Annotated in this window: 15 protein-coding genes; 5 read left to right on the top strand and 10 right to left on the bottom strand. The window is 60.3% G+C overall.

Features of this window, described 5'->3' with window-relative positions; genetic code table 11:
* Position 1: 1 nt before the first annotated feature.
* Complete coding sequence (locus CK227_RS33085) at positions 2-700, top strand: SMC-Scp complex subunit ScpB (protein WP_095775700.1); 699 nt, start codon at positions 2-4, stop codon at positions 698-700.
* Positions 701-709: 9 nt separating this feature from the next.
* On the opposite strand, the gene CK227_RS33080 is transcribed toward CK227_RS33085, so the two are convergent.
* Both CK227_RS33080 and CK227_RS33075 read right to left on the bottom strand, forming a co-directional pair.
* Positions 710-3994, bottom strand: coding sequence for a UvrD-helicase domain-containing protein (locus CK227_RS33080; RefSeq protein WP_095775701.1), 3285 nt, complete (start codon positions 3992-3994; stop codon positions 710-712).
* Positions 3991-6687, bottom strand: a complete 2697-nt coding sequence (locus tag CK227_RS33075) for a PD-(D/E)XK nuclease family protein (RefSeq protein WP_142886634.1) — start codon at positions 6685-6687, stop codon at positions 3991-3993. The genes CK227_RS33080 and CK227_RS33075 overlap by 4 nt, the downstream gene beginning before the upstream one ends.
* A 55-nt stretch (positions 6688-6742) precedes the next feature.
* Here CK227_RS33075 and CK227_RS33070 point away from each other — a divergent pair, with 55 nt between their 5' ends.
* Both CK227_RS33070 and CK227_RS33065 read left to right on the top strand, forming a co-directional pair.
* The gene (locus tag CK227_RS33070) at positions 6743-8530 is read left to right on the top strand and encodes an AAA family ATPase (RefSeq protein ID WP_095775703.1); all 1788 of its coding nucleotides are present in this window, start codon (positions 6743-6745) and stop codon (positions 8528-8530) included.
* Positions 8523-10304: an ATP-dependent helicase gene (locus CK227_RS33065; RefSeq protein WP_095775704.1), complete on the top strand. Its 1782-nt coding sequence runs from the start codon at positions 8523-8525 to the stop codon at positions 10302-10304. Before CK227_RS33070 ends, CK227_RS33065 begins: the two co-directional genes overlap by 8 nt.
* A gap of 100 nt (positions 10305-10404) precedes the next feature.
* On the opposite strand, the gene CK227_RS33060 is transcribed toward CK227_RS33065, so the two are convergent.
* The 7 genes from CK227_RS33060 to CK227_RS33030 form a co-directional block, all read right to left on the bottom strand.
* Positions 10405-11523 (bottom strand): hypothetical protein, encoded by a 1119-nt coding sequence (locus CK227_RS33060; protein ID WP_210248235.1) that lies wholly within the window; start codon positions 11521-11523, stop codon positions 10405-10407.
* 156 nt (positions 11524-11679) lie between these two features.
* Entirely contained in the window at positions 11680-12450 is a 771-nt protein-coding gene (locus CK227_RS33055) for a hypothetical protein (RefSeq protein WP_095775706.1), read from the bottom strand.
* A 61-nt stretch (positions 12451-12511) separates the two neighbouring features.
* A complete protein-coding gene (locus CK227_RS33050; protein ID WP_095775707.1) occupies positions 12512-13117 on the bottom strand; it encodes a BRCT domain-containing protein in 606 nt (201 codons plus the stop codon).
* A gap of 10 nt (positions 13118-13127) precedes the next feature.
* A complete protein-coding gene (locus tag CK227_RS33045; RefSeq protein ID WP_245318356.1) occupies positions 13128-13793 on the bottom strand; it encodes a thermonuclease family protein in 666 nt (221 codons plus the stop codon).
* A gap of 856 nt (positions 13794-14649) precedes the next feature.
* Complete coding sequence (locus CK227_RS33040; protein ID WP_095775708.1) at positions 14650-16602, bottom strand: hypothetical protein; 1953 nt, start codon at positions 16600-16602, stop codon at positions 14650-14652.
* Positions 16599-17207, bottom strand: a complete 609-nt coding sequence (locus CK227_RS33035) for a hypothetical protein (protein ID WP_095775709.1) — start codon at positions 17205-17207, stop codon at positions 16599-16601. Before CK227_RS33035 ends, CK227_RS33040 begins: the two co-directional genes overlap by 4 nt.
* On the bottom strand, positions 17204-18433 hold the full coding sequence (locus CK227_RS33030; protein WP_095775710.1) for a dsDNA nuclease domain-containing protein: 1230 nt from the start codon (positions 18431-18433) through the stop codon (positions 17204-17206). The genes CK227_RS33035 and CK227_RS33030 overlap by 4 nt, the downstream gene beginning before the upstream one ends.
* A 363-nt stretch (positions 18434-18796) precedes the next feature.
* On the opposite strand from CK227_RS33030, the gene CK227_RS33025 reads away from it, so the two are divergent.
* Positions 18797-20122, top strand: coding sequence for a hypothetical protein (locus CK227_RS33025; RefSeq protein WP_095775711.1), 1326 nt, complete (start codon positions 18797-18799; stop codon positions 20120-20122).
* Between the two features lie 278 nt (positions 20123-20400).
* Here the strand turns inward: CK227_RS33025 and CK227_RS36505 are convergent, their stop codons facing one another.
* On the bottom strand, positions 20401-21024 hold the full coding sequence (locus CK227_RS36505; protein WP_126070487.1) for a hypothetical protein: 624 nt from the start codon (positions 21022-21024) through the stop codon (positions 20401-20403).
* A 980-nt stretch (positions 21025-22004) separates the two neighbouring features.
* On the opposite strand from CK227_RS36505, the gene CK227_RS33020 reads away from it, so the two are divergent.
* A complete protein-coding gene (locus tag CK227_RS33020; protein WP_095775712.1) occupies positions 22005-23195 on the top strand; it encodes a hypothetical protein in 1191 nt (396 codons plus the stop codon).
* The last annotated feature ends 94 nt before the right edge of the window (positions 23196-23289 follow it).

The raw sequence follows: 23289 nt of genomic DNA, 5'->3' as shown, positions 1-23289 counted from the left end.
AATGAGCGAAGCGTCTGCCCGCCGCAAGTCGAACGAACAGCCTTTGCTGCTCGACACGGAACTGGACCACCTGCCGCCAGAACTGCGCTGGCGCGAGTGGATGGGCCGCGTCGAAGCGGTGATCTTTGCGGCAAATGAACCTGTGACACGTAGTGTCCTCGCGCGGGTGGTGGGAAAAAACTGCAATATCGAGCTGATCATCGACGACATCCGCGCCGAACTCGCCGGCCGCCCCTATGAGCTGGTCGCGGTCGCCGGCGGCTGGCAGCACCGGACCAAGAAAATCTTTGGCGACGCCGTCCGCGCCGCCTTCGGCACGGCAGCGGGCGAGGGGTCGAAAGAATTGTCGCAATCCGAAGCGCTCGTGCTGATGTGTATTGCCTATTTCCAGCCGATCACGCGCGCAGAACTGTCGAGCTTTTTCGGCAAGGAGGTGTCGCGCGACCTGATCGGCGTGCTGCGCGCGCAGGAGCTGATCGCCTCGGGGCCGCGCAGCCCGCAGCCGGGGGCGCCCTATACCTATGTGACGACGAAAAATTTTCTCTCGCAGTTCGGGCTCGACACGCTGCGCCAACTGCCGGATTTCGAGGCGCTTGAGGACGCCGGGTTGCTGTCGAAGGAGAAGCTCCTCGCCGGAAACATCATCCCAGGATTTGCAGATATCGAAGAACATGGCGCCAACGGCTTCCTCGACGAATAGATGATCCCGTCATGGCGGGACAACCCAGGTGATCTCGCCGCTTGTCAGATAGACGATTGCGCCACGCACGGCACCGGTCGCAGACAGGTAGTCACGCAGTTGCCGCATATGTGCTTCGCGCACAGCAGGTGCGGGATGGACGTCGGATTTCCAATCGATGGCAGCGTCGACACGGTCTTCGATGATCGCCAAAGCGTCGGCCCGCCCGGCAATAAGGCTCGCTTGGTCGCGCCCCCAGATTGCGATTTCGGGCACAAGGTGGGGCCGCAGTTCGGCAATCTGCGGCAAAGCGAGCCCGCGGAGCGCCGCTGCTCCCATCTCATAAGGATCGGGCTGAGGTTCATCGTCATTTACGTCGGTCACCAATTGATTGAGCAGTTCGCGAGCGCGGTCAACGCTTGCACCGAGTTCTCCCGCGAGCTCACCGGTAAGAAGCTCTTCCATCAGCTTGTGAAGGATGACGCCGCGGCGGGCGCCGGCACCGGCCACCTCGAAATGCTCAATGTGGCTCTCCGAAGTTACGACGCCCTCGAGAGGGTCGCCGAGTCGATCGGCATCATGTTCGCTGGGCCGGCGCCACACTATCGGCGGCGCGCTTTCCTCGACGCACCGTTGCTCGGCGGCAAAAATATCAGAAGACTGCTCGTTGGTCAGAGACGCCGGTGCCGGCATTTCGCGCCGCGCAAAGGACGTAAGGTCCAGCTCAGGAATGTCCCGCTGACGCAGGTCTATCGAGCTGAACCAGGAATCTTTGGACGCCTGGGGAATGTGGGGAAGGATCAGGAGATCCCGTGCCCGCGTGCATGCCACGTACCAGATACGCTCACGTTGATTGGCATCCTCCAGGCTTTCCGCGGCGCGCGCTGCAGCCAGCTCCGGCGGCGCGACGCCCCCCAGCATCCAGTGCAACGTGTTGTCGGACTGCCGATGCACGAACTGATCCGGCCGGTAGAGTTCGGTCGTCGAATTGACCGGAATGACAATTGGCCACTCCAATCCCTTAGCGCTATGAATGGTGACGATCTCGACGGCATCCTTGGCAGCATCGATGCGTCCTTCCTGCGCCCGGGCCTTGCGCTCCCAATCTTCCTGCAGATCGCGAATGAAAGCGCGCAGGCCAGCGATCGAGTAGCCGCGCGCCCTCTCGATCAATGCGTCGAGGTTGACGAGCGCGCGGGCATTCCTGTTGCGATGTCGCGCTGCCATGATCACGCGAACATTCAGGCGTTCGATGGCCTCCGCCAAAATCAGGCTTGGGGTCACGATTGAGGCGCGCCGACGAAGCCGCTGCAACTCGAGGAGAATATCTCTGGCGACAGCATGCTGCACGAGCTCGGGATCCGTCCGCACAGTGAAAAAGCGTTGGCCGTCGGCTTGCTCGACAAGGGCTGAGGTGATGTCCAGCAGTTCCTGTTCGCTCAGGCCCACCAGCGGCCCTCGCATCAGCGCGCCAAAGGCCAGCGTGTCGGAGGAATCCGCCAGGACCCGTAGCAACGCCAGAATGTCCTGCGTTTCCTGCCGCCGCATCAGAGTCTGGCCGGCTTGCGAGGATACCGCGAGGCCGCGCTGCTCAAGCGCGCGTTCGTAACGCCACAGTTCCGTGTGTCCCGGAGAGAGCAGCGCGATGTCGCCGGCCTGCAGCGGAGTGGATGTCTTGTCCGCACGTTTTATCGACACATTGCCGATCAAGGCAGCGCAAATGTCGGCAACGCGCTCGGCTTCGGTCTCGCGAAACATTTCCGCGTAGATGCGACCCTCGGTAGCCACCTCGACGGTGAAGCGGGCGACGCAGGGAAGCGGGTGCGACGCTTCGAAGAGGGTCGGTGCGAGCGCGACATATCGGGGCTGCGAGGGCTTGGCAAAGACCGGCTCGAAGCAGGCGTTGACATGCTCGATGATCGGTTTCAGCGATCGGAAATTAGCGGTGATCTCAAGCACCGCACCATGATCCTGGCCGTCGATCAGCTGGCGGCAGAGTTCGTAGGCTTCTATGTCGGCGCCGCGAAAGCGATAGATCGCCTGTTTCGGATCGCCGACGAGGAAGAGCGCCCCGGACCGTAGCTCCGACTTCTCCCATTGTCCTGGCCGCGCTTGGGTCGCGGCGATCCAGAACAGGATCTCGCTCTGGATGCCGTCGGTGTCCTGGAACTCATCGACCAGGATGTAGCGATAGCGCTGGCCGATGGCCTGGCGCACCTCGTCATGGTCGCGGACCAGCGAGCGGACGTGAATCAACAGATCGTCAAAATCCAGGACGGCGGCAGCGCGCTTGCGCGCCTGATAGCTTTCCAGCAACTGGTCGAGGGAGGTCGACAGCGAGCACACCAACGTGCTGGCGATATGACCGACGAGCTCGCTCCAGGCGGTGACGACGGTTTCATAAAGCTCCCGGCCATCATTTGAACCGACATCATTGCGGTGAGCGCCGAAGCCCCGCGCAGCCTCATCGTAGGTTTTTAGCTGCAGGCCTTTGCGCTCGAAGAGGAGGCCGGTTCCCGGATCGCAGAGGCGCCACAGGGCTCGGAAACTCTCTTTGCTTGCGAGGCAGTCATGATATCGCTGCGCAAGCCCGCGCAATTCGTGCGCGATGTCGGAAAGCCATTTGTCGGGTTCGGCGCTCGTCTGCCACCGGTCGAAATCGTCGACCGCCTGGACGAAATCAATGTCGGGCCGCGCGCCGGCGGACGGACGGATCGGTTGGGCGTCGGGATGCTTGCGCCGAAGGTTCGCGAGTTCACGGATGAGATCCACCACCTGAAGCGGAATCTCCTCAGCCAACACGACAATCGGGTCGCCTTCCGCGGCATCGGCCGCGAGCCGATGCGAAAACCACGCCGACAGCTCCGCCATGAATAGATTGCCGGCGACGGTGGCATCGACCACACGGGCGCCGGGGTCGAGCCCGGCCTGGACGCCATGGCTGCGGATGACCGACTGGCAAAATCCGTGAATTGTCGTCGCCGTGAGCTCGTCGAGCCGGGGAAAAGCGACGACAAGCGCCTCGCGCTGCTGCTCCGAAAGGCCCTGCGGAAGAACCGCCTCGATGAACGCGGGAACATCGCCTGCCAGCAGCTTATCGACCGTTTCCCTGATCCGGCGCGCGAGCTGGCTCGCGGCGAGCTCGGTAAAGGTGATGGCGGCGATCTCGCCAGGGTGGCGGCCGGCCGCCAGCATCATCGCCACACGACCGGCCATCAGCGAGGTCTTGCCCGTTCCCGCGGCCGCTTCGACCAACAGGATCGAGGAAAAATCGGTCATGGCCTGGCGCCGGGCGTCCTGATCGGCGAGCGTCATGTCGAGGCACTCCAGAGCTTGTTGAGCGGCTGGTTGGCTGCCCGGAACTCTGAAGCCTTGCGGCGCAGATAAGTCTCGCGATCGGCAGGAAGCGCGAGGCGCATATCGTCGTAATCGGCGTCCTGCTCCCAACGCGGCGCGATCCGGCCGCTGCGCAGGATGGTCATGGCCGCCGACAGAAAACCCGCCGCCTCGCCGACCACCGCATCGAGCTCGTCGCCCTTGAGCTCGAAGATTGCCGGATCGTCGGCGAGATAGACCAGGCGCGCCACTACGGTCCTGACTTCAGGCAGCAGCGCACGGGCCGCGATCGCATAAAGAACGCGCTGCAGCTCTCGCCCCTGGCCCAACGCAATGCGTTGATGTCTCGGAGGCGGCTTCGCGCTCTTGTAGTCGGTGATCCGAGCGCCGTCGCCGGTGGCGCGAATATCGAGCCGATCCATGCGGCCGCCGAACACCAGGCCAGTCTGCTCGATCGGGACCGTGATCGTCGTGTCCCACGGCGCGCCTTCCCCGGCGCCGCCGCCTTGCCCGAACGGCACCTCCGTCCAACTGCGCGTATCGGATCTGACCTGATCATCGGCGTTGAGGCCTCTGGCAGTGCGACGCGCGGCCTCGCTCACCGTATGCCGCCACAGGATGGGTGGCGGAACGGAACGCTGTAGTGGCCATGCGTGCAGGATCGCCGTCGACGCATCGGCGATCGCGGCTTCGATCTCATCGGCGCTGGCGCGCGCAAATCCCGGCGTCGGCTCGAGCGCTATGATTGCGCCGCTGATCAGCTCATGAACCAGTTCGCCAAACGAGGCCGCACCGAGTTGCAGCGGGTCGGATAGGAACCGGACAGAGCGCCAGCCCAGAGCGTAACGCCAGACGAACCCGAGCGGATCTCGCAACAGCCTCTGGAGCGATGTCGTCGACTGAACCCGCGTCAAGGCTCTCTCAATCGCCGGATGATTGGCTCCTGAAAGGCCATCATGCGGCGTCAATATCGAAGGCCGTTGCCAGTTGCGCCAGCAAAGCTGGCTTTGGCGAACATGGGCGAGTTGGCCGGCATCGCGGGGTCTCGCCAAAAGCCGGTCCGCTTCGCTGAAAGCATGTTCCGGAATGCGATCGCGCTTGTACACGATCTCTGCCGAAGGCCAGAGCGAGCTGGGTGACAGAACGCCGCCGTTGGGGTTGCGCAGCGAGCGGGACAAGACGAGTTGTTCATGGGTGTGCGCCTGGATGACCTCGAAATGGCGCCGGTCGCGCTCGGCGACCCCCACGGGATGAAGCCTGCGGCGGTCGAGCAAATGGTGAGGCAGCAGCGGGTCGTCGTTTTCCGAACGCGGCCAGGATCGGCTGGTGAGGCCGAGCAGCCGCGTATACGGGCGCGGACATGCGGCCAGTTGCCATGCGGGACACCAGACGACGCTATTGGCCGGATCACGCTGGTCGGCGACGCGCAGCGCTTGCAAGGAGAGCGCGATGGCTTGTGCCGGGGCGCTTCGCAGAGCCTCCTCCCACATCGCCAGGCTGGCGCCGCTTAGCAACCGCGCTCCGGCCTCTGCCGCTATGTCGGCGCCGCGCGCGAGGAGTTCGAGAACGGGAAGCAGGATTTGCTCGGCCAATTCGCCGTCGTCTCGCCGCGGCCTCGCCGCGGCCAGAACTTCTCGCCACTGGTCGAGGCTGCGCAAGCCGGCGCTTCGCGGGATTGCGGCGAACCAGTCCGGCGGCAGCCGGCTGGCGAACGGGTGCGCGGGGAGGCGCCGGACCAAGCGCCAGACCCGTTCCTGGTTGAGCCCGTTTGCGAGAATGTCGGCCAGGGCGGCACAGGCCTGGCCCTCCGGCGTGCTCAAAGCGGGCACCCCATGAGAGAAATGCAACGGCAATCCGGCACTTCTCGCATAGGCCAGAAAGTGATCGTCCCAGTCCTGTGTCGAAGTCGCGGCGATCGCGATGTCTCGCGCTTGCACCTTTCCGGTCGCCAGCAACTGCCGGGTCCAGCGCAGCGCCTCGATAACCTCCGACTTCGGGTCCGCGCTCGCCTCGGCGGATTTACGGACCGGAGTAGTCGCAGCCCTTCTTTGGATCGACCCTCTAAACCATGCGTGCTCGGCAGGCGCCGGCAGTTCCCAAGTAATGTCGGTGACGCGAGCGAGGTCATTGAGAAGAGACAGCCAAAGCGGATCGACGTCCACCACTCCCGAAAGCGTGACCGGACCCAGCAGGCTACGCGCACGATCGATCCGCTTGGCGGCTGCATCACGAAGATCGCGCGGCAGCATATGCGCGGGTGGGATGTGATCGCGAACGTAGGTCTCGACGCGATGAAGATCGTCAAACCTCGGCACCTCGCCTGCCAATGACGACAGATCGAGATCCGCCCGCCAGGCGCAATCGAGCGCGTGCAGGACCGCACGCGGCATCCCCGGCAACGCCGCCACCATTCCGATATCGCCAAAGCTTTCGGATGCCAGCGCGGCCTTGATTGCCGGATAGAGAACATCGGTGCCGGCAGGTGTGGCAAAACCACCAACCAGCCGCGCCGCAAGCAGAGGCAGAGTTACGATCTCGCGACCGATCGCTCCGCCCCGCGCCGCAGCGGCGCGGGCGCTGCGAAGCGCCAACATACCATCGACGACGTAAGTGGAGCGACTCGGCATCGTGTTTTCGTGTTGTTGTTCCAACAGGGCACTGTGATCGCCCAAGATCACCGGCTATTGAAGCTTAGGCAAAGAAAAACTTCGGGCATTGGTGACGGAAATGCGGCTGAGCAAGCTGAGCATCAGGAATTTTAGGAACTTCCAGTCGATCGACGTCGCGCTGGCCGGCAATGTCGTGCTGCTCGGCGAGAACCGTGTTGGCAAGAGCAATCTGCTCTTCGCCATTCAGCTCATCCTCGATCCGACCCTGCCCGATTCGGCACGGCAACTGAAGCTCACCGATTTCTGGGATGGCGCGCCGGCCGACTATACCGCGCCCATCGAGGTGCATCTGGAAATCTCCGATTTCGCCACGGACATGGCGCTGACCGCGCTATTGACCGATTTCCGGGCGCGCCATGATCCGACGATCGCACAGCTTAGTTATGTCTTTCGCAAGAAGTCGGACGTTACGGGCCCGCCGCAATCCAGCGCCGACTGCGAGTTCCTGGTCTTCGGTGGTGGCGATGAAACGCGATCGCTGCCGAGCAAAGTGCGCCGCCGCATTACGATCGATCTGCTCGACGCCTTGCGCGACGCCGAAGGCCAGCTCGGTAGCTGGCGAGCCTCTCCGCTGCGCCATCTCCTCGAAGAGGCCGTCTCGAGCATTAGCCGCCCCGAACTCGACGCCGTGGCGGCCGAGCTCGACAAAGCGAGCAAGGCGCTTGAAACCCTTCCGACCATCAAGACGCTTGAAGATGAACTGCGCGCCGGTATCGCCTACCTGTCCGGAAAGGCGCATGATATCGACGCCCGTTTGAGATTCGCGCCAGCCGACCCGCTTCGCCTTTTCCGGGCTATCGCGATGTACATCGACGGCGGCAAGCGCGGCATCGCGGAGGCCAGCCTCGGCTCGGCGAACGTTGCTCTGCTGGCACTGAAGCTTGCGGAATTCGCGTGGCGCCGGAAGAAGAACGAACGCAATTTCTCGCTGCTGTGCATCGAGGAGCCGGAAGCCCATCTTCACCCGCACCTGCAGCGATCGGTTTTTTCCAAGCTGCTTGGTAATGCCGAGGCCGCTCAGGCCATGATAGTCACCAGCCACTCGCCCACCCTGGCTGCGGTCGCCCCGTTGCGGTCACTCGTCCAGCTGAAGAGGAGAGGGGGCGCGACGCAGGCATTCTCATTGGCGCATCTTCCGGTGACACCCGATGAGCTTGACGATCTCGAGAACTATCTCGACGCGACACGCGCCGAGTTGCTGTTCGCGCGTGGCGCCATCTTTGTCGAGGGCGATGCGGAAGAGGCGCTCATGCCCGTCTTCGCGTCGTCCCTTGGCCATTCGCTTGACGATCTCGGTATCACCGTCTGCAACGTCGCCGGCACGAACTTCCGCCCCTATGTCAAGCTCGCCGAGGCGCTGGCGCTGCCCTATTGCGTCATCACTGACTGGGATCCTCTGGACGGCACCAAACCGCCTCTCGGCAAGAAACGCACTATGGATCTGTGGGCAGACATGCTCACCATCCGCGGCAAGCCCCCACTGACGCCGGCGCAACTGGCGGAGTGGGAGGGAAAGGACTATGCGGCATTCAGTGCCGGTGCGATGACGACCAGCGTCTTTCTCAACGATCGGACCTTCGAAGTCTCCGTCGCCAACACGCCCGCCCTGTTGAGCCCGCTCCTCGACATCCTCAGCGACCAGGATTTCGGGTCCGTGCGGACCAAGCGAATTGCCGACTGGCGTGCAGGCACGCCAGTCGATGCCGAGCAGCTGCTCGCGATGGTTGGAAGCGTCGGCAAGGGACGACTCGGTGCCCGGCTGGCGAAAAAAGCCGCTGGTCTCCCACCGCCCCCCTACATCGCCGCCGCCCTCGCCGCCCTCGTCACGCTGGTCTCCAATGCTTAGCGACCGGGCACTTGTTCAGGCGTTGGCTGATCTAAAGGGCAACCCGGAGCAGGCGGCCGCGGTCGTCGAGAAGGGTCATTGCGTAGTGCTGGCCGGTCCGGGGAGCGGGAAGACCAAGACGCTGACGACGGCGATGGCGCGCGGGCTGATCCAGGATATTTCCGAACCGCGTAGTGTTGCCTGTATTACCTACAACAACGACTGCGCGATCGAACTGGAAACGCGGCTCGACCGCCTCGGGATCACGCCGGGCGACCGCGCTTTCATCGGCACCGTGCACAGTTTCGCGCTGCGCCAGGTTATCAGCCCCTACGCGCGTTGCGTACCCATGGGGCTTCCGGCAGACTTCAAGGTCGCAAGCAAGTCGCAGATGAAAGCGACGGTCGAAACGGCCTACAGGAACTCGATCGGCGGTTACGGCAACCCGCACGACCGATGGAAGTTCGCTTCGGAAAAGCGCCTTCGCGATGTCGACCGCACGCGGCCTGAATGGCGGGGACACAATCCGGAGCTGGCCGATTTCATCGAAGCGTACGAGGCGGAACTGCACCGGCAAGGCTTGATCGACTTCGACGACATGCCCCTGATCGCCTATCGCATGATCAAGGAAAATGGCTGGATTCGCGACGCGCTTCGCGCTCGCTTTCCTATATTGTTTGTGGACGAATACCAGGACCTGGGCCACGCGCTGCATGAACTCGTCCTGGTGCTCTGCTTCGAAGGCGGAATTCGGCTCTTCGCGGTCGGCGACACCGACCAATCGATCTACGCCTTCGCCGGCGCCAATCCCGAATTGCTCGAGAGCCTGACGCGCCGGCGCGATGTGCGTACGATCAGGCTTCGCTTCAACTATCGATCCGGTGCAAAGATCATCCGCGCGTCGCTCGGCGCGCTTGGCGAGGAGCGCGACTATCATGGCATCGACGGCGCGCCCGACGGCGATCTGAACTTCTGGCCGGTTCCCTACGGACACGACAATCAGGCTGAAGCGGTCGCCAACACGATCATTCCCAAGCTTGTGGAGCAAGGGTTCGAGCTCGGAACAATCGCGGTTCTTTATCGGGCCGCCTGGCTCGGCGACAAGGTGGCGGCCGCCTTGAAAGAGGCGGGGATCCCTTTTGTCCGGACCGACATGAATGCGCTGGTCAAGCGAAGTTCCCGGCTGGCGCGCTTCATCGAGGAGTGCGCTCGCTGGATCACCGGCGGCTGGCGCGATGCCGAACCGCCATACGCGCGGTTGCTGTCGCAAGCGCTGACTCTGGTCTATGGGCGCCACGCCAGCGAACGCGAGGAGCAGGAGTTGTCCGTGCAACTCATGGAGTTTCTCAACACCTCGCTCGCAAGCGTCGAGACGACCCACGTCTGGCTCCAGCGCTTTTCTCGTGAACTTGTTACGCCGTGGCGCAACATTGCGCGCAACTCCGAACAGGAATGGGACGTCTGTGGGGAAATGATCACCAACACCGATCCGGCCCGAGACCTCGATCTTCCCCTCGCGCACTTCGCCGGGCAGGTCGAGGGATCAGGTCGCGTCAACCTGAGCACCCTGCACAGCGCCAAAGGCAGGGAGTTCGATGCGGTCATCGTGTATGGAGTAAACGCTTCCGACATTCCGAGCACGCGCGACAAGCAGACTCCCGCGAGCCTTCGTGAGGCCAGGCGCTTGTTTTACGTCGGAGTGACGCGCCCGAAAAAACACCTCAGCCTGGTCTACCAGGAACATCACCACTCACCATGGGTCTTCGAGCTTTACCAGCGAAGTCAGCAGGATTGAATCCCGAGTAAATCGGCGTAGTCAACCAGCTCCTCATCCGAGCTGTGCCCCTATCCTGGCGGCCGATCTTCAGCCTGACGTTCAACATGCTCGACCTTGTCTAAATCACTCGGGTATATGTCTCTCCGTCGATAACCCGTTGCACTTGCTCACGGTTCCGTGCGCCTATCCGTTCGGCGATGGTCTCAGCTGTATGGACCTTCGCAAGCTCCCGAATAGCCCGGACCTGCTCAACAGAGAGGCGGTCGTCTCGGCCGCAAATCTGGGCGACGGCCCAGGCGTCGTCCTTCCATTTTTCCGAGACCCAAGGGGCAGGAAGTCCCTTGCGGGGATGGTCACGTAACCAGTTTTCGAGAATACTGTCGCGCTCATCGGGCAGCGGGACGACTCGATCACCCAGCATGCCATTTTCACGAAGATATCGCAGACCCGACTTGCCTCCCGGGATCATATTGAGGCGCCGTTCGTCGTGCCAATGTCCATCCACCAGCCATTCTTCCGTGGCATAGAGCCGTTCGATATCATCGGTGATCGCCATGACCTTGTGGTGGATGTAGGTCACACGGCCAGCGTCTGTCTCTTCGCGAAGCTTTCGGTGAAACAGCAAGGGGCTACCGGTCTGCATCGCTCGTCGATGTTCCGCCCAGCGCTTCTGCCAGCTACGGGTCGTGACGCCGACATAGAAGAACCCATCGTCGGGATAAGACGATCCTGAACCGAAGATGTGCTGATAGAGAACGAAGCTCTTTCTCGGAAACGATTCCGGAGCCAGAAGGAGATGCGCTGGCGCCGAGAAGACCTGACTTGGATTCTTCACGCCGGGGATATGGGCGGAGAAATCCCTGCGCGCCGCAGCTGCCAGCAGTGCCTGATTCTCAACGACATCAAGACGAATTGTCGGGCTAAGGGCAAGTTCGTTCTCCGCAAGAGCGTGACCCGAAAGAAACTGATCGGAACCCACCATCCGGTGTCCGAGCCTGACCTTCATCGGGGGTGCGATGAATATCGGCATGTCGCCGAGCGCAACAAAGTGGACGACCGGAATGAGCTGACCCGGTTTCACCCGTATCACCCCGCCTTTGCGCTTGGCCATTCCCAGCCAGAGTGCGCCATACTCCGATCGACACCATTGGCGCAGCAAGGTCTCAACCTCGTGAAACCGGCGATGCATCGGTTTTGGCGCGAGATGCTCCCACCAGGCGCGATTGATCGAGACCACAAAACCTCCATTTCAATTGGTTAATGACGTCTGCTGAAACCGGACTTCTCCGATAAGGGCCGCCATTCGCGCTAAGTTCATGACGATCACCATGACGGCTGTTTCGACGGTCGGTCGCCGCACGCCGGCCCGCCATGGGCTTGCTCGACGCTCAGGTCAGAAGGACAGACGAGCGATGATCTTCGCTGGCCTCACTGCTCGGATCGAAGGTATTACGGCTTCTGGTACTTGGAAGGTCCTCAGGTTCTGAGCTTTGGATGTGGCGCCCGGTATCGCTGCCTCTGCGGAAGCAATGTCTTTTGCACTCACCTGCAGCGACTTGCAGGCTCCCTTCTCGTCCCAAAGATTCTTGGCAACCGCGCTTCCCACCGCCGCCGTGATGGCAGTGGGTGCGACATCGTTCGGCGCGACTTGGCGCGTCGCGATCAACGCCTTGATTGCCTCACCGAGGATCGCAGCGGAGTCGTCGAAGCCAACCCCGCGAACTTGATCGAACCTCTTCTCCGTGCTCCCGTCAACGATGCAGTGATGCGCAATGAAGATCCAGTCGTGGATCATGTAGGCTGGGGCGTAGCCCCAAGGCGACAGCCCTTTGAAGACCTGCGCGATCTTCGGGATTGAGCCGCCGTCCGTGTACATGAGGCCCGGCTTGATCGTGCTTCCTGGCGCTGCCGGATCTGCCCTGTGGAAGATCAAGGGATCCTGAGGGTCGGGCACGAACAGGAAACTCCCGTCACCGGAACTGTTGCCCTCACCGACCCACATCACGAACAAGCTGCCGGATATCTCACCGGTGGTAAGCTTCTGGTAGTCTATGGAGCTGCACCCAGCTGCCGTTGTAACTGCGAGCGCGATCACGCTCGTAAAGAAGCGACCTGTAAATCGCCGAGACAGGCGGATCTGATCGCTGAACGCATTGTGCCGCATCGTTCCACCTCGGTCGAATAGGGTGCTGATGGTATGAGACGCTGCAAACGAACGGACGAAGTCAGAGAAAACCGACCCAGTGGCTCTCGGCGACAATCGAGATTGGCAACCCCTCGTCGCGCCAGGCGGTCGCTTTGAAAATCTTGTCGCCAAACGATGAGTGCTTCCAAGACTCCGTGGCGTAGGCACCGATCACGAGCACGTCGGTCTTTTGCGTCAAACTGCCGGCGCGGCCGCCACGATCCGCTATGGCCTGCTCGCAGTATTTTCGCTGGCCATAATTGAACGTCCCGGTGAAACAGTACGACCGACCTTCAAAGGTCAAATTCGGAGGCGGATTGCAAAGGGGCAGGGTGGTCGGCTTCAACACTTCCCCGAGTTCGAAATCTCGGTTCGAGAAGCTGTTCAACGTATCGAGAAGTTCGGTGTGTTCATCGGCATCGAGCACCCCGTCCGCAAGGATTTCATTGACCCGTCGGTACAAGGTCCGGACGATCGGCTGATCGCTAATCTCGACATTGGCGGCCAGCCACTTTTGAAGGAACTCGACTTCCGCCTTGTTGATACTTCCGTCTGCAGCGAGGCCGCGCGCTAACCCAATTAACTCATCGATCTGCCGCGAAGAAATACGATCGCCGCCGACGCGGTTGTAAAACTTGTCATCCATGGACCCCTCCCTAGCAAAGCGTCTCGCACGCTACCCTGTCACCATCCCTATCCAGCTTGCGGCCCCACGCACAGTTGTGCAGGTACCATTGGGCGTCTTCGCAGGAGCTGATTTGCGAGCAGTATCGCCGGGGCTCGCACGAAAGGCCGCGGCTTTGCGCGACCAGCTTGCGACTGATGATGCCGAGCGGCTGGCTCGACGGCGCAGCGCCGTCGCCATGCGATGCGCGCCAGTCCCAAGGCGCGTCGAACTTGCCAACCCATAGACCAAGTCTCGCCGCCTTGGCCTTTGCCTGCTGCGGCGCGTAGGCGCCGTTGCTGTAGTGCGGCCAATCGAGCGCCTGGCCATGCTCTACCATCCACGCGGCCACGCTGGCGCCGTCGGCGCGCCGGCAGTCGCCGACGAAGCGGTGATAGCGATCCCAAGTCACAAAGATGCATGCCAACGGCCTAGAGGCCGCGAGGAAGCTATCCAGCGCTTCGGCGGATCGCCGACCGCATGGATACTCGAAGCCTTTGGCGTCGTCGCAATATTGCTTGCTCTCTGGCGCATCGATCCCGCTGAACCGAATGCGCTGGCCGCGGATCTCAATCGTGTCACCGTCAATGACGGACGCCACGCCGGTCATGGGGGCGGGCTTTGGCTCGATCCAGTTCGAAGGGGTCAGGTCTGGCAAGCGGTCACTATGCATCATGACCGTCTGAGCAGCTAAGGCACCGACTGCAGCAGCGGTGACGAAAATCAACCGTCGCGGGACACTTGCCCACCGCAGTGCACGAGAGCGTTTTGCTCCAGTGCGCTTGCGCCAGCGATTAGAACGATTGTCGTAACGAGACCTATCCACACCCTATCTCCCCAAGCGGGAGAATGCTCCTAAATGTATCAGAGGTCTAGCGAAGCCTATTTGCTGATGATTCCCTTAGGAGATCACGGTTTCACTTGCCCTAGCGCAACAAGTGTCAGTGCCGAGCCGAGGCTCGTTCCGAAGCCAATATGCTCTAGCTTAGGAACTGCCGCAGCATTGTGTGGAGTCGTAGGCTATTAGTTATTGTCTTCGACCGGCGCACTTGGGCCATTTTATGTGCCATGGGTGTGTGCCCTCCGTTGACCGTGAGAAGCTCGCAGGAATCGAGATGGCCTTCAAGATCGCTTGGCCACTGCCAACAGGTGTTTTGCGTCTCGTTGGGCTACGCAATCGGCGTCAGCATTCCTGAGGATGCGAGCGAGCTGCGATCGTGGCGAGCCGTTTGATCAGCCACAATGTTTAGTCTGGATAACCCCTCCGGACAATGGATCGCGGCGTACGCGGGTCCGATTTCGACGGCAGCTTTGCGCCTCATTCCGGCTGTTCGACCCACACCTACGACTTACCGAAAGCTGACATTGCTACTGTCTTAGCCTTGCAAGCGTAGCCTCAAGCACTCCCTAGGAGAGGGTCGTGCGCCAGTGATCAGATCATGTCGTAGTCGCTCTCCAATCCGATAACGACTATTCGGACGCAAGCCGGGAAAGGTTCTCAATGCGATAGCGTGCTATTTGCCTCGGTAGTAGCGTATCAGTGGCTGGTGTACGTCACTATCCGGCTGCATGTGCCGGTTCGTGATGCCGGCAGCGAAGTCGCCGGGTGGCGGGAAGAACTCCTTGTCGATCAAGATGAACTGGGTCTGCCGAAGTTCTCCAGCGTTGAGCTGGTAGAGCAGTCGATAGAACCCTTCGAACTGTGCCTTATTCTCCCGCTCGCTGATGTTCTTCATCGGGGAGTCGACGATTAGGAGCTCGGGAAGAGGCGCGTGAAGCTGTGCCGCGATGCGGTGCAGGGCGATCGCGAAGCAGCATTTGAAGAGGGTCTTCTTGCCGCCGCTGCTAAGGGAGGTGAATGTCGAGCGGGTGAGGTCGCTGGGGTCGGCGCTGAGTATCGCCGGGTAGAAGTCGGGCGGGTCCAACTCGACATGGTCGTTGCGCTTGATGCCCGGTACCCCGGACAGAACTAGGCAATCTAGGAAATAGCCGGCGAAACGATCGAGGCTTGTGCGATCCGCCTCTGCTTTGCTGCGTGCCTGTTTGAGCGCCTCGCGCTTCGACTGTTCTAGGGCGACGATTTGGGCGAGAGCTTCGCGCTGCTGCTGCAGCAAAACGGGTAGGCGCAATAGCCAGGCGAAGCTCGCCAATTCGGCCTCTAGCGTGGCGCGCTCGCGTTCCTTCAGCAGGCTCATCGACAGAAAGGCAGAGTCCTGCTCGGCGATGGCGCGATTGATGTCGGCTTCGGCCTTATCCTTGGTCTGCAGCAAGTTCGACCGCTGTGCCCGCATTCTGGCAAGATTATTGTCGATCGCTGCGACGGCGTCCTTGAGCTCGGAGTATCGGCTGGCGATATCGGCCTCAAGGGCTGCGAGTTCGGCGGGATCGGCTAAGTCGACCAGATCTTCCCGACCGCACACGTCGCAGCATTGTGCTGAGCGGGCAGGCAGGGCTTGGGTGCATCTCGGGCAGGCGCTAAAGGCAACGTCCCCGAGGATTTCGCGGGCCTCCGCGGAGCGCCGGAATTTCAGGCTAAGCATATCGATTTCGTTGCGATGCCGCACGTGACGGTCCCGCATGGCGCGGAGTTCCTCGGCGTTAAGGTCGAGCTTGGCGATATCAGACCCTAGGCTCCGGGCCGTCTTCGCCAGCTCGTCGATGGCATGAGTGGTCTGGTCCTCGCGGCGCCCCTTGCGCAGCACCTCCAGCTCTGCGGTAACCTTGACTATCGACGCGCGAAGTCCCGACTCGCGCTCTGTCACTTGAGCCTCCGACTCAATGCCGACCTCCGCCAATGCCCTGGATAGGCTATCGATCGAGGCAGCGCGCGCTGTTCGATTCGCCCGGAGCTGATCGAGCTCTGCTTCCAGATCAGCGACCCGCTCGTCATGGTAGCCGATGATGTAGCGGATCACGTCGCGACTCTTGAGCCGCATGTAGAATTCCGCCGATTCTTCTAGGTAAAAAAACGAACTGTCGATGTGGTCTTGATCGAGGTAGCAGTACCAAAGCAAGTCGCGCAATGACAAGCGAACGATCTTGCTGTCCGCCTTGGTCTTGCTCTTGCGCACACGCGGCGGGTTAATCTCCGATAGCCAGAATATTAAGTCCGATAAGGTCTCCACGCCCGTTTCCGGGATGACCTCGCCGGCAGCCACACGGGACGGGATGACGATCGAATAGCGACCTTGATCGTCCTCCCAGGATGCAAAGACGTCGGCTGCGTCCCGGGCCCGCTCAATGCTGAGCGTAGCCCGTTCAAGCTCAAGGGTCAGGGTCGCCGAGACGAACTCGGACTGCAGCGCGGGGGACAGCTGGATAGTGCCCCCAAGACAGTAGTCGACCAGCCGGGCGATGCTCGACTTGCCCGCACCCATCTGCCCCCAGAAGTAGCTTAGCTTTGAGAAGTTGATCTGATCGTCGGCACGGCGCAGCGACAGTTTTAGGGATATGAGATTAAACTTCATTGCCGCTCTCCACTGACAGCGGAAGTCTCCGCCGCCGGGTCGCTGGCGCCGATCTCAGCGCCCCATTTCATGCCAGCGATTTCCGGGACGATCTCGTAGACGAAGTCTTTGAGTTTCGTGGCCGACATGGCGCCGACCGCTTTCATCAAGACGGCGCCTCGCGTCCCGAAGTCCTTGAAGGTCGGACGGTTGGCTAGATCGTCGGCCAGGGCGCGGCCGCGTTCAGTCAAGCCGATTTCGATCTTGCGGCGGCTGAGTGACAGGGTAATGAGGTCGCGAGATGATAGGAGGCTGAGCCAGCGCCGATAGCGTCCGTCCCACGGCCCGTAGCGGAACCGGATCATCTTCGTCTCGACGGTCGTGCGTTCTCGCGGCAGCACCGCCGCGTCGGCCGGCGACTTGTCTAGCGCCTCCAATGCCCGCTCCAGATAGACCGGGTATCGCAGCAGGAAGTCCAACTTTGCGAGTTTGGTTATGCCCTCGATTGGCTTCGGGGCACTCTTGCCGCGCTTGTCGGCGCTTCGCAGGAGCACCAGCAGGCGGGCGAGATGTAGACCGTCGGCGTTCTCGGCATCAGCCGCGGCCTTGAGGACGGAAAGGCTCACCCTTCTCCTCCATCGATCTGAAAACGGTCGCTCCACCACACGCGGCAATCGTCGGTCAAAAGCGCTGCGGTTCCCATAAGCAGTTCATAGGGCGCGCCTCCAAGCAAATCTTTCCGCTTGGTCTCCAAGCTGCGTAGACGGGTCGCCACGTCATTGAACATGGCCTGCCCGAATGGTGCGCCGGGGGTATGAAGCGCCATGTAGGATTCTAGGCATTCTCCGTGAACCGCCTCTTCCACTTGTCGTAGCTGGCGGGCCGCCGCCACGGGATCCTTGGCCTGCTCTTCCAGAAAATGATACTCTGCCGCCTGCTCGCGAGCCTTCATGTAGTCGACCAGGGCGCCGACGCCGCCGCGCGCCAGCTTCTGCTCCAAGATCCGCTTCGGCCGAACTTGACCGAGGCTGATGGTCGGCGAGCCTTGGTAGCGGAATGTGTCGCTGATCCTCGACACCGGGACCAAAGCCACATCAGCGATGATAATGCGTTTGGCCGTGATCACCGGATCGTCAATCGTCCCCGAGGCAACTTTCGCAAGGTGACGATCCGGGTCGACCACATACAGCGATGCGGCGCGGTGGAATCGGGCGACGAGGTCGTTGCAGAGCTCGCGGAGAGGATCCGGCGCGAGGTGCGCACATTCGCTTAGTCCGCCGATATGTTCTTGAGCGAGTGCTGCATCGAATTCTTCACGCGAGGGGCCTTTGACGATTTCGAGCCGGCGCAACACTTCGAAGAGATGCGCTTTCTCCGCGCCGAGCTCCGCCGCCAAGGCGTCGAAGGTGTTCCGAAATGGCGGCTGTATCCCGTCGGCTTCGCTGCAGGATCTCACGTGGTCCAGCATGAGGCGGGGGCAACGGCCGCGACGCTTGTCGTCCGTGCTGGCCGGTGTAACCGAATCCACGTCGGAGTTAGACACGAATACGAACTTCCCGACCTGGCCGGGAAATGCAGTCACGAGATCGACGAAGCGGCCGATCGACTTGGTGAGGGCGGCGGACGCAAGCGTCCAAGCACCGTTTTCAGGTCTTGATGTCTTGATCTGGTAGCCGTCGAAGAGGCCATCGGGCCGTTCGGCCAGGAAGTCTTCGTGCTGTTCACAATACAGGGCGATGTAGTTGAGCGTGCCGCGCCGCACCGCTGCCAGAATCACCACGCCATACTGATGCTGGTAGCGAAAGTTGCGTTCAGTTTCGTCGCCTGGATCCCTGCTGGCAGTATTTTCCAGCCGAGCAGGGACTGTGGCCGCTACTCAACCGAAGCGAACCGGATTTTTTGAAGCATAACTAGTCGCCCTCCCGCGCAGATAATTCTAATCAGATTTCACTTTTCCTACAACGGTACACACCCCGCTTTATCTGGTATCGCGCCGCAATTATCTGAAACGCCGCGTCGCGGATGTCGCTTGCGCCCCTCAAGCGATCACAACTCGTCGAATGTTCGATGGGATTTGGTAGGTGCCCGGCTCAGCCTGAAAGCACGCAATGGCTGATATTCCGGCCGTCAGTTGGTGGCAGCAATTATGCGGACGGATACTGGTCGTTGTTACTTTTTCTACGGACGTTTATGCTGGCGGCCAGAGACCGACAAGATGGAAGCGAAAGCTGCGGCTGAGATGGCGAAGAAGTACAACCGAATTGCTGATCTGCCATCTACGGAGGAACTCTCGGCCGCGCTCCCTGCAGTGCGAGCGGGGCGTTTTCTAGCGAAGCTAGCCCTCAAGACGGGTTTTGGAGGTGACAAGGCGAAGCAAGTTGTGGACAGTGCAGATCAGCTTCTCGCCCAATCCGAAATCGTCAATCTTCCCGACCGCTTTAACGCCGTATTCGCAGAACGCAGTTGGTTCGCGACCTCATCCATGTCGGTGGACGCGATGCGTGTTGCATTGGAGAAGCATAGAGAAGGTGATACGGATTCGGGGGAAGAGGTCCTAATTGACTGGGTACTAGACCCAGAGACCATCAACCTCTTCGCCATCACACGGAGCAAGTCTTTCGGCGATGTGCACGGTCGATGGCATCAGCTGCGCGAGGCAGTCGCGCTGACCGAAGAAGGCCGCTACTGGTCCGCAGTTCCGCTAGTCCTGATAGCCTGCGATGGTTTTGCGTCCGATGTGCTGGGAACCTCTCCGTTCGAAAAAAATGCAGACCTGAGTTTGTTCGACTCGATGGTAGCTCACTCTTCTTCGCTGCCAGCGGCGATCGAGCGGATTACGAAGGGAGTGCGCAAGTCGAGCGACGATGCACTGTCCGTGCCGCTTCGGCACGGCATCCTTCACGGCCGGTCGCTGGGATACGCTAATCGTACAGTCTGCGGGAAGGCTTGGATGCTGATGATCGCGTTGGTCGATTGGGCGGCAGACAAACGGGACGAGGAGGCGCGACGGGCGAAAGACCAAGCGCGACGATCCACAAACTGGGGCGACATCTCTACATCGGTGCAGAAGAACCGCGCGGACCGGGCGTCTATCGAAGCGTTCGTGCCTCGCCAGTGGGAGGGGCCATTCGCCGGGGACATGGCGGAGGACGAGCCTCCGTTTGCGTTCCGGGAATTCCTCGCTGGCTGGCAGACCAGGAACTTCGGCCTCATGGCGAAGCGAGCCGTCAACATTACACAGCAGAAACATGGGCATCTCGCAGGGCGTATGCGAGCAGATGTGGAGCATGTGCAACTCGTTGAGTTCGATATGCTCTCGGTGTCTCAGACAACGGTCGTACGGGCGGAAGCGCACGTTCGAATGCTCGGTCAAAGTATTAAAGGAAATGTCAGCGGCAATTTCTTGATCCCGGCATTCCGTCATACGGCCAATGGTGACATCGCCATGCCGACTGATGAAGGCATCTGGCAGGTCCAACAGGGGTGCATCTTCGATCTGCTGCACGAACGGAAAATCGAGAAGCGCGAGGCCCGACTGTGACGCTCTCTAGTAAGACGCGCTAGCCGAAGCAGTTATTCGGATTGCGCATGACATCGGTCGGAATCGCTCAAAGCGCCACCTCGTAAGGGAGACAGGAAAGGACGCAATCGGGTCGAAGCCCGGCGATGATGATCAGGTCCGCGAGCTTCAACGATGGCGGGATCTTCTTGTCGATGCGAGCGACCTGGGGCGAGGCACAATCAGCAAAAAGAGGCTGCCCAGCAGCTGCGCCCAGTTATCGGTAAAATCCGTGGGGCAAGTAACGCTGCTGCCGGGGGTCAACCTCCCTCGGCAGATATTTTGCAACGGAAAAGGTTCACTCTCAGGTCTTGAAACGGGTCTCCTTCGCTTGAGGCTAGCCATTTGTTTAGCGATGCCTGGAGATCGGAAATGGCTTTGTATGCCTCATCCCGAGCGATGCACTGAGATAAACTCACAGTCATGTGAACGTTGAAGCTTGGAGCCCTGGAAAAAAAGCTATTGCAGTAGTCGACGGCGCAGGCGTGAAGGCCTGCTGACATATCCGCCGCCTTCTTGTTTTCCTCTTGAGCCTTTCCATCTGCAGTGTCTCTGTCTAGATACGCGGTACAGCGACCGACGCTCACATCTTTTGGCTGGATCGGCGACGTGGACGAAAGGCTCTCCGGCTCCGAGTTGGAACCACCCAATACTGTTCTGTAGGGCGTGCTGTTCACATAATATTCGACTCGTGAGCATGTTGCAGCAGAACTGTGAATCATCAGCTCAGCAGCGTAGCTCTTCTTAGATCCTGAGGTGCTCAGAACTTCGATCGTGCCCGCACAGGAGCCGATTTTCTGATTGAAATCACAGTCCGCTGCTATCGCAGGGGCATTGGCAATCGCGATAAAAAGAGAACAAACAATTCCTTGAAAATAACGCATCGTCATTACTCCCACTTGCCCGGTAGCTAGAAAATCAGGGTCGGCTCGAAGAGTCTAGAGTCCTCAGACGGCAGGTGAATCGGTTCTCGCGTGATGCGCGCGCCATCCCGCTAATCCGTGACCCGCGGTGCAGCCTGCATCGCAGTGTGCGATCTCTCCCGGACTATCAGTTTCCCAACGGTGGTCTGCTAAGGGATCCACTTCCATCCCCAACAGGCTGAAGGGCATTTCGCAGCCAGGAAGCCTTGGATTTGCTTGACACAGACATGTAGGCGTCTGGGCGTTGGCGGGCTCTGAGCATGATGCGCTCGACGACGAATTGGAACGGTGACGAACCGCTTTGGCGATGAGCCCGCCCGTTACTCCTCCTGTGACGCCAGCCACCGTTGCACCAACGATCACGGTGCCAAGACCCGCACCGGAGCCGGCCCCCTCCGCAACAAGAGCCGCGCCTCCGCGTTCGCCAATCCTGAATGTCTTGACGTGTGTCACTACAGGCGCGGTGCCGGTCTTGTCAGCGCCTATCGTCACAACGTCCTGAAGCCTTGTTCCATCCGCCAGTCGGTAAGGCGCCAGTACTTGTGTCCCCGATACCGCGCAACCTGTGAGCATAACAATGCCTGCCACCAATAGTGACTTAATTCTCACTCGATGAGTAGCGATGAAATACGAAAGATGATGAGTAAGCGAGTTGGACATAGATCCCCCATGCAGCGCCGTCTTTGTCGACGAAATCTACCCGCGGACGACTAGCAGATGGAGGATCGGCTGCTTCCCCCAAACGGGGGATGTCGAGCCGTTAGAAGTGTTAAATGGTGCAGACTTCATGCAAAGGCTGGCAACCCATCAACGCTTGTGCCACGTTTGCCAACGAGTTTCGGAGGGAGATGGTGTTAGCCAGACCGAGAAAGAAAATTTTCATCTCGATTGCTTACAGACCTCCTACCATGGAGCGTCCATGAGTACTTCAGACGGCCCCAATGCGAGCGATCATGGCGTCGAGTGAAAAACAGTCTCAGATTGCAGAACTCAACACGGTCATCAACGCTGCAGCCTGTGATGCAAATCGCTGGGCTGACGTCGCCGGGGCGCTGCAGCGCTTTATCCCTGGATCAAAGATCTTGTTTCAGGTGGTGGAGAAAGAAAGCACCGTTGTGCATCAGGTTGTCTATTCAGGCTTCAACGACAAAACCATTCAGGCTTACGGTGATCATTATTGGAAGCTTAATCCCTGGACCAGCGGTACGAACGCGATGCATATGTCGTCGTTCAAAAGCTCATCAGAACTATATCCTGACGAATTGTTGAGGAAGACGGAATTCTTTACTGATCTTGTGAATCCGGAGCGTGAGTGCGATGGAGCCACGGCTCTGAAGTTTGCAGCGCACAGCGATCGATATGCGGTTCTGGCCGTGCATCATGATTTCCGGCATCATGAGCAGATCCATGCTCGAAGTCTAGCCTTGCTTCAGACCGTTGTTCCTGCCCTGCGAACCGCGCTCGAATTAAACCGCCTCGCCAACCCAACGTTTCACCTCCCAGGAGGACGTGGGCTAATTGACCAACTCGTCGACGCGGCAATGGTCGTCGATCAAGATTGTCGACTTCTGGCGTCCAACGTGCCAGCAAACCAGGTTTTAACCGATGCCCGGGTTTTGTTGGTTAAGGCGAAGGACAAAGTAGAGATCAAGGACTCGGAGGCGAATGCGGCCTTCGTCCGGCTTGTCAGAGATTGCTGTGCTGTTTTTCAGGACCGGGCTAGGCCGAACGATTTGATCGTCAACACCCGATCGGGAGGGTACATCATTACGTGCGTGCCGATGGCTATAGAGCAAACAAGTGCGCTGCCAGCAGGACTCTTGTCGATTTTCGCTCCAAGAACGGTGTCCTTGGTCATTATCCGCCCTCGCGCAAGCCAAGACGCGTCAATAGTAGTTGACGATCTGCGTCGACATTTCGGGCTTACTACAGCCGAAGTCGGCCTCATTCTAGAGTTTGGACGCGGCGGCACCCTGTCGGAAATCGCCGATCGGCGTGGGGTTTCGCGGTCGACCGTCCAATCTCACCTCAAGTCGATCTTCGCTAAGACTGGCACCTCCAAACAGAGAGATGTCGTCACGCTGGTTACAAGCCGTGCAGCTGCCGGCAGGCAGTTTTCTGTCGACGATTGAGAGGCTATCCCACTGGTGCCCTTCCACGGCTATTCTTTGGAGCTGCACTTAGGGTCGCCGAAAGCACATGTCTTAAATTTCGAACGTTCCTCCG

This window comes from Mesorhizobium sp. WSM4308 (genome assembly GCF_002294905.1).
Lineage (GTDB): Bacteria > Pseudomonadota > Alphaproteobacteria > Rhizobiales > Rhizobiaceae > Mesorhizobium.
The sequence above is the reverse complement of the archived record's forward strand: the minus strand, read 5'-3'. Positions and strand labels throughout refer to the sequence as shown.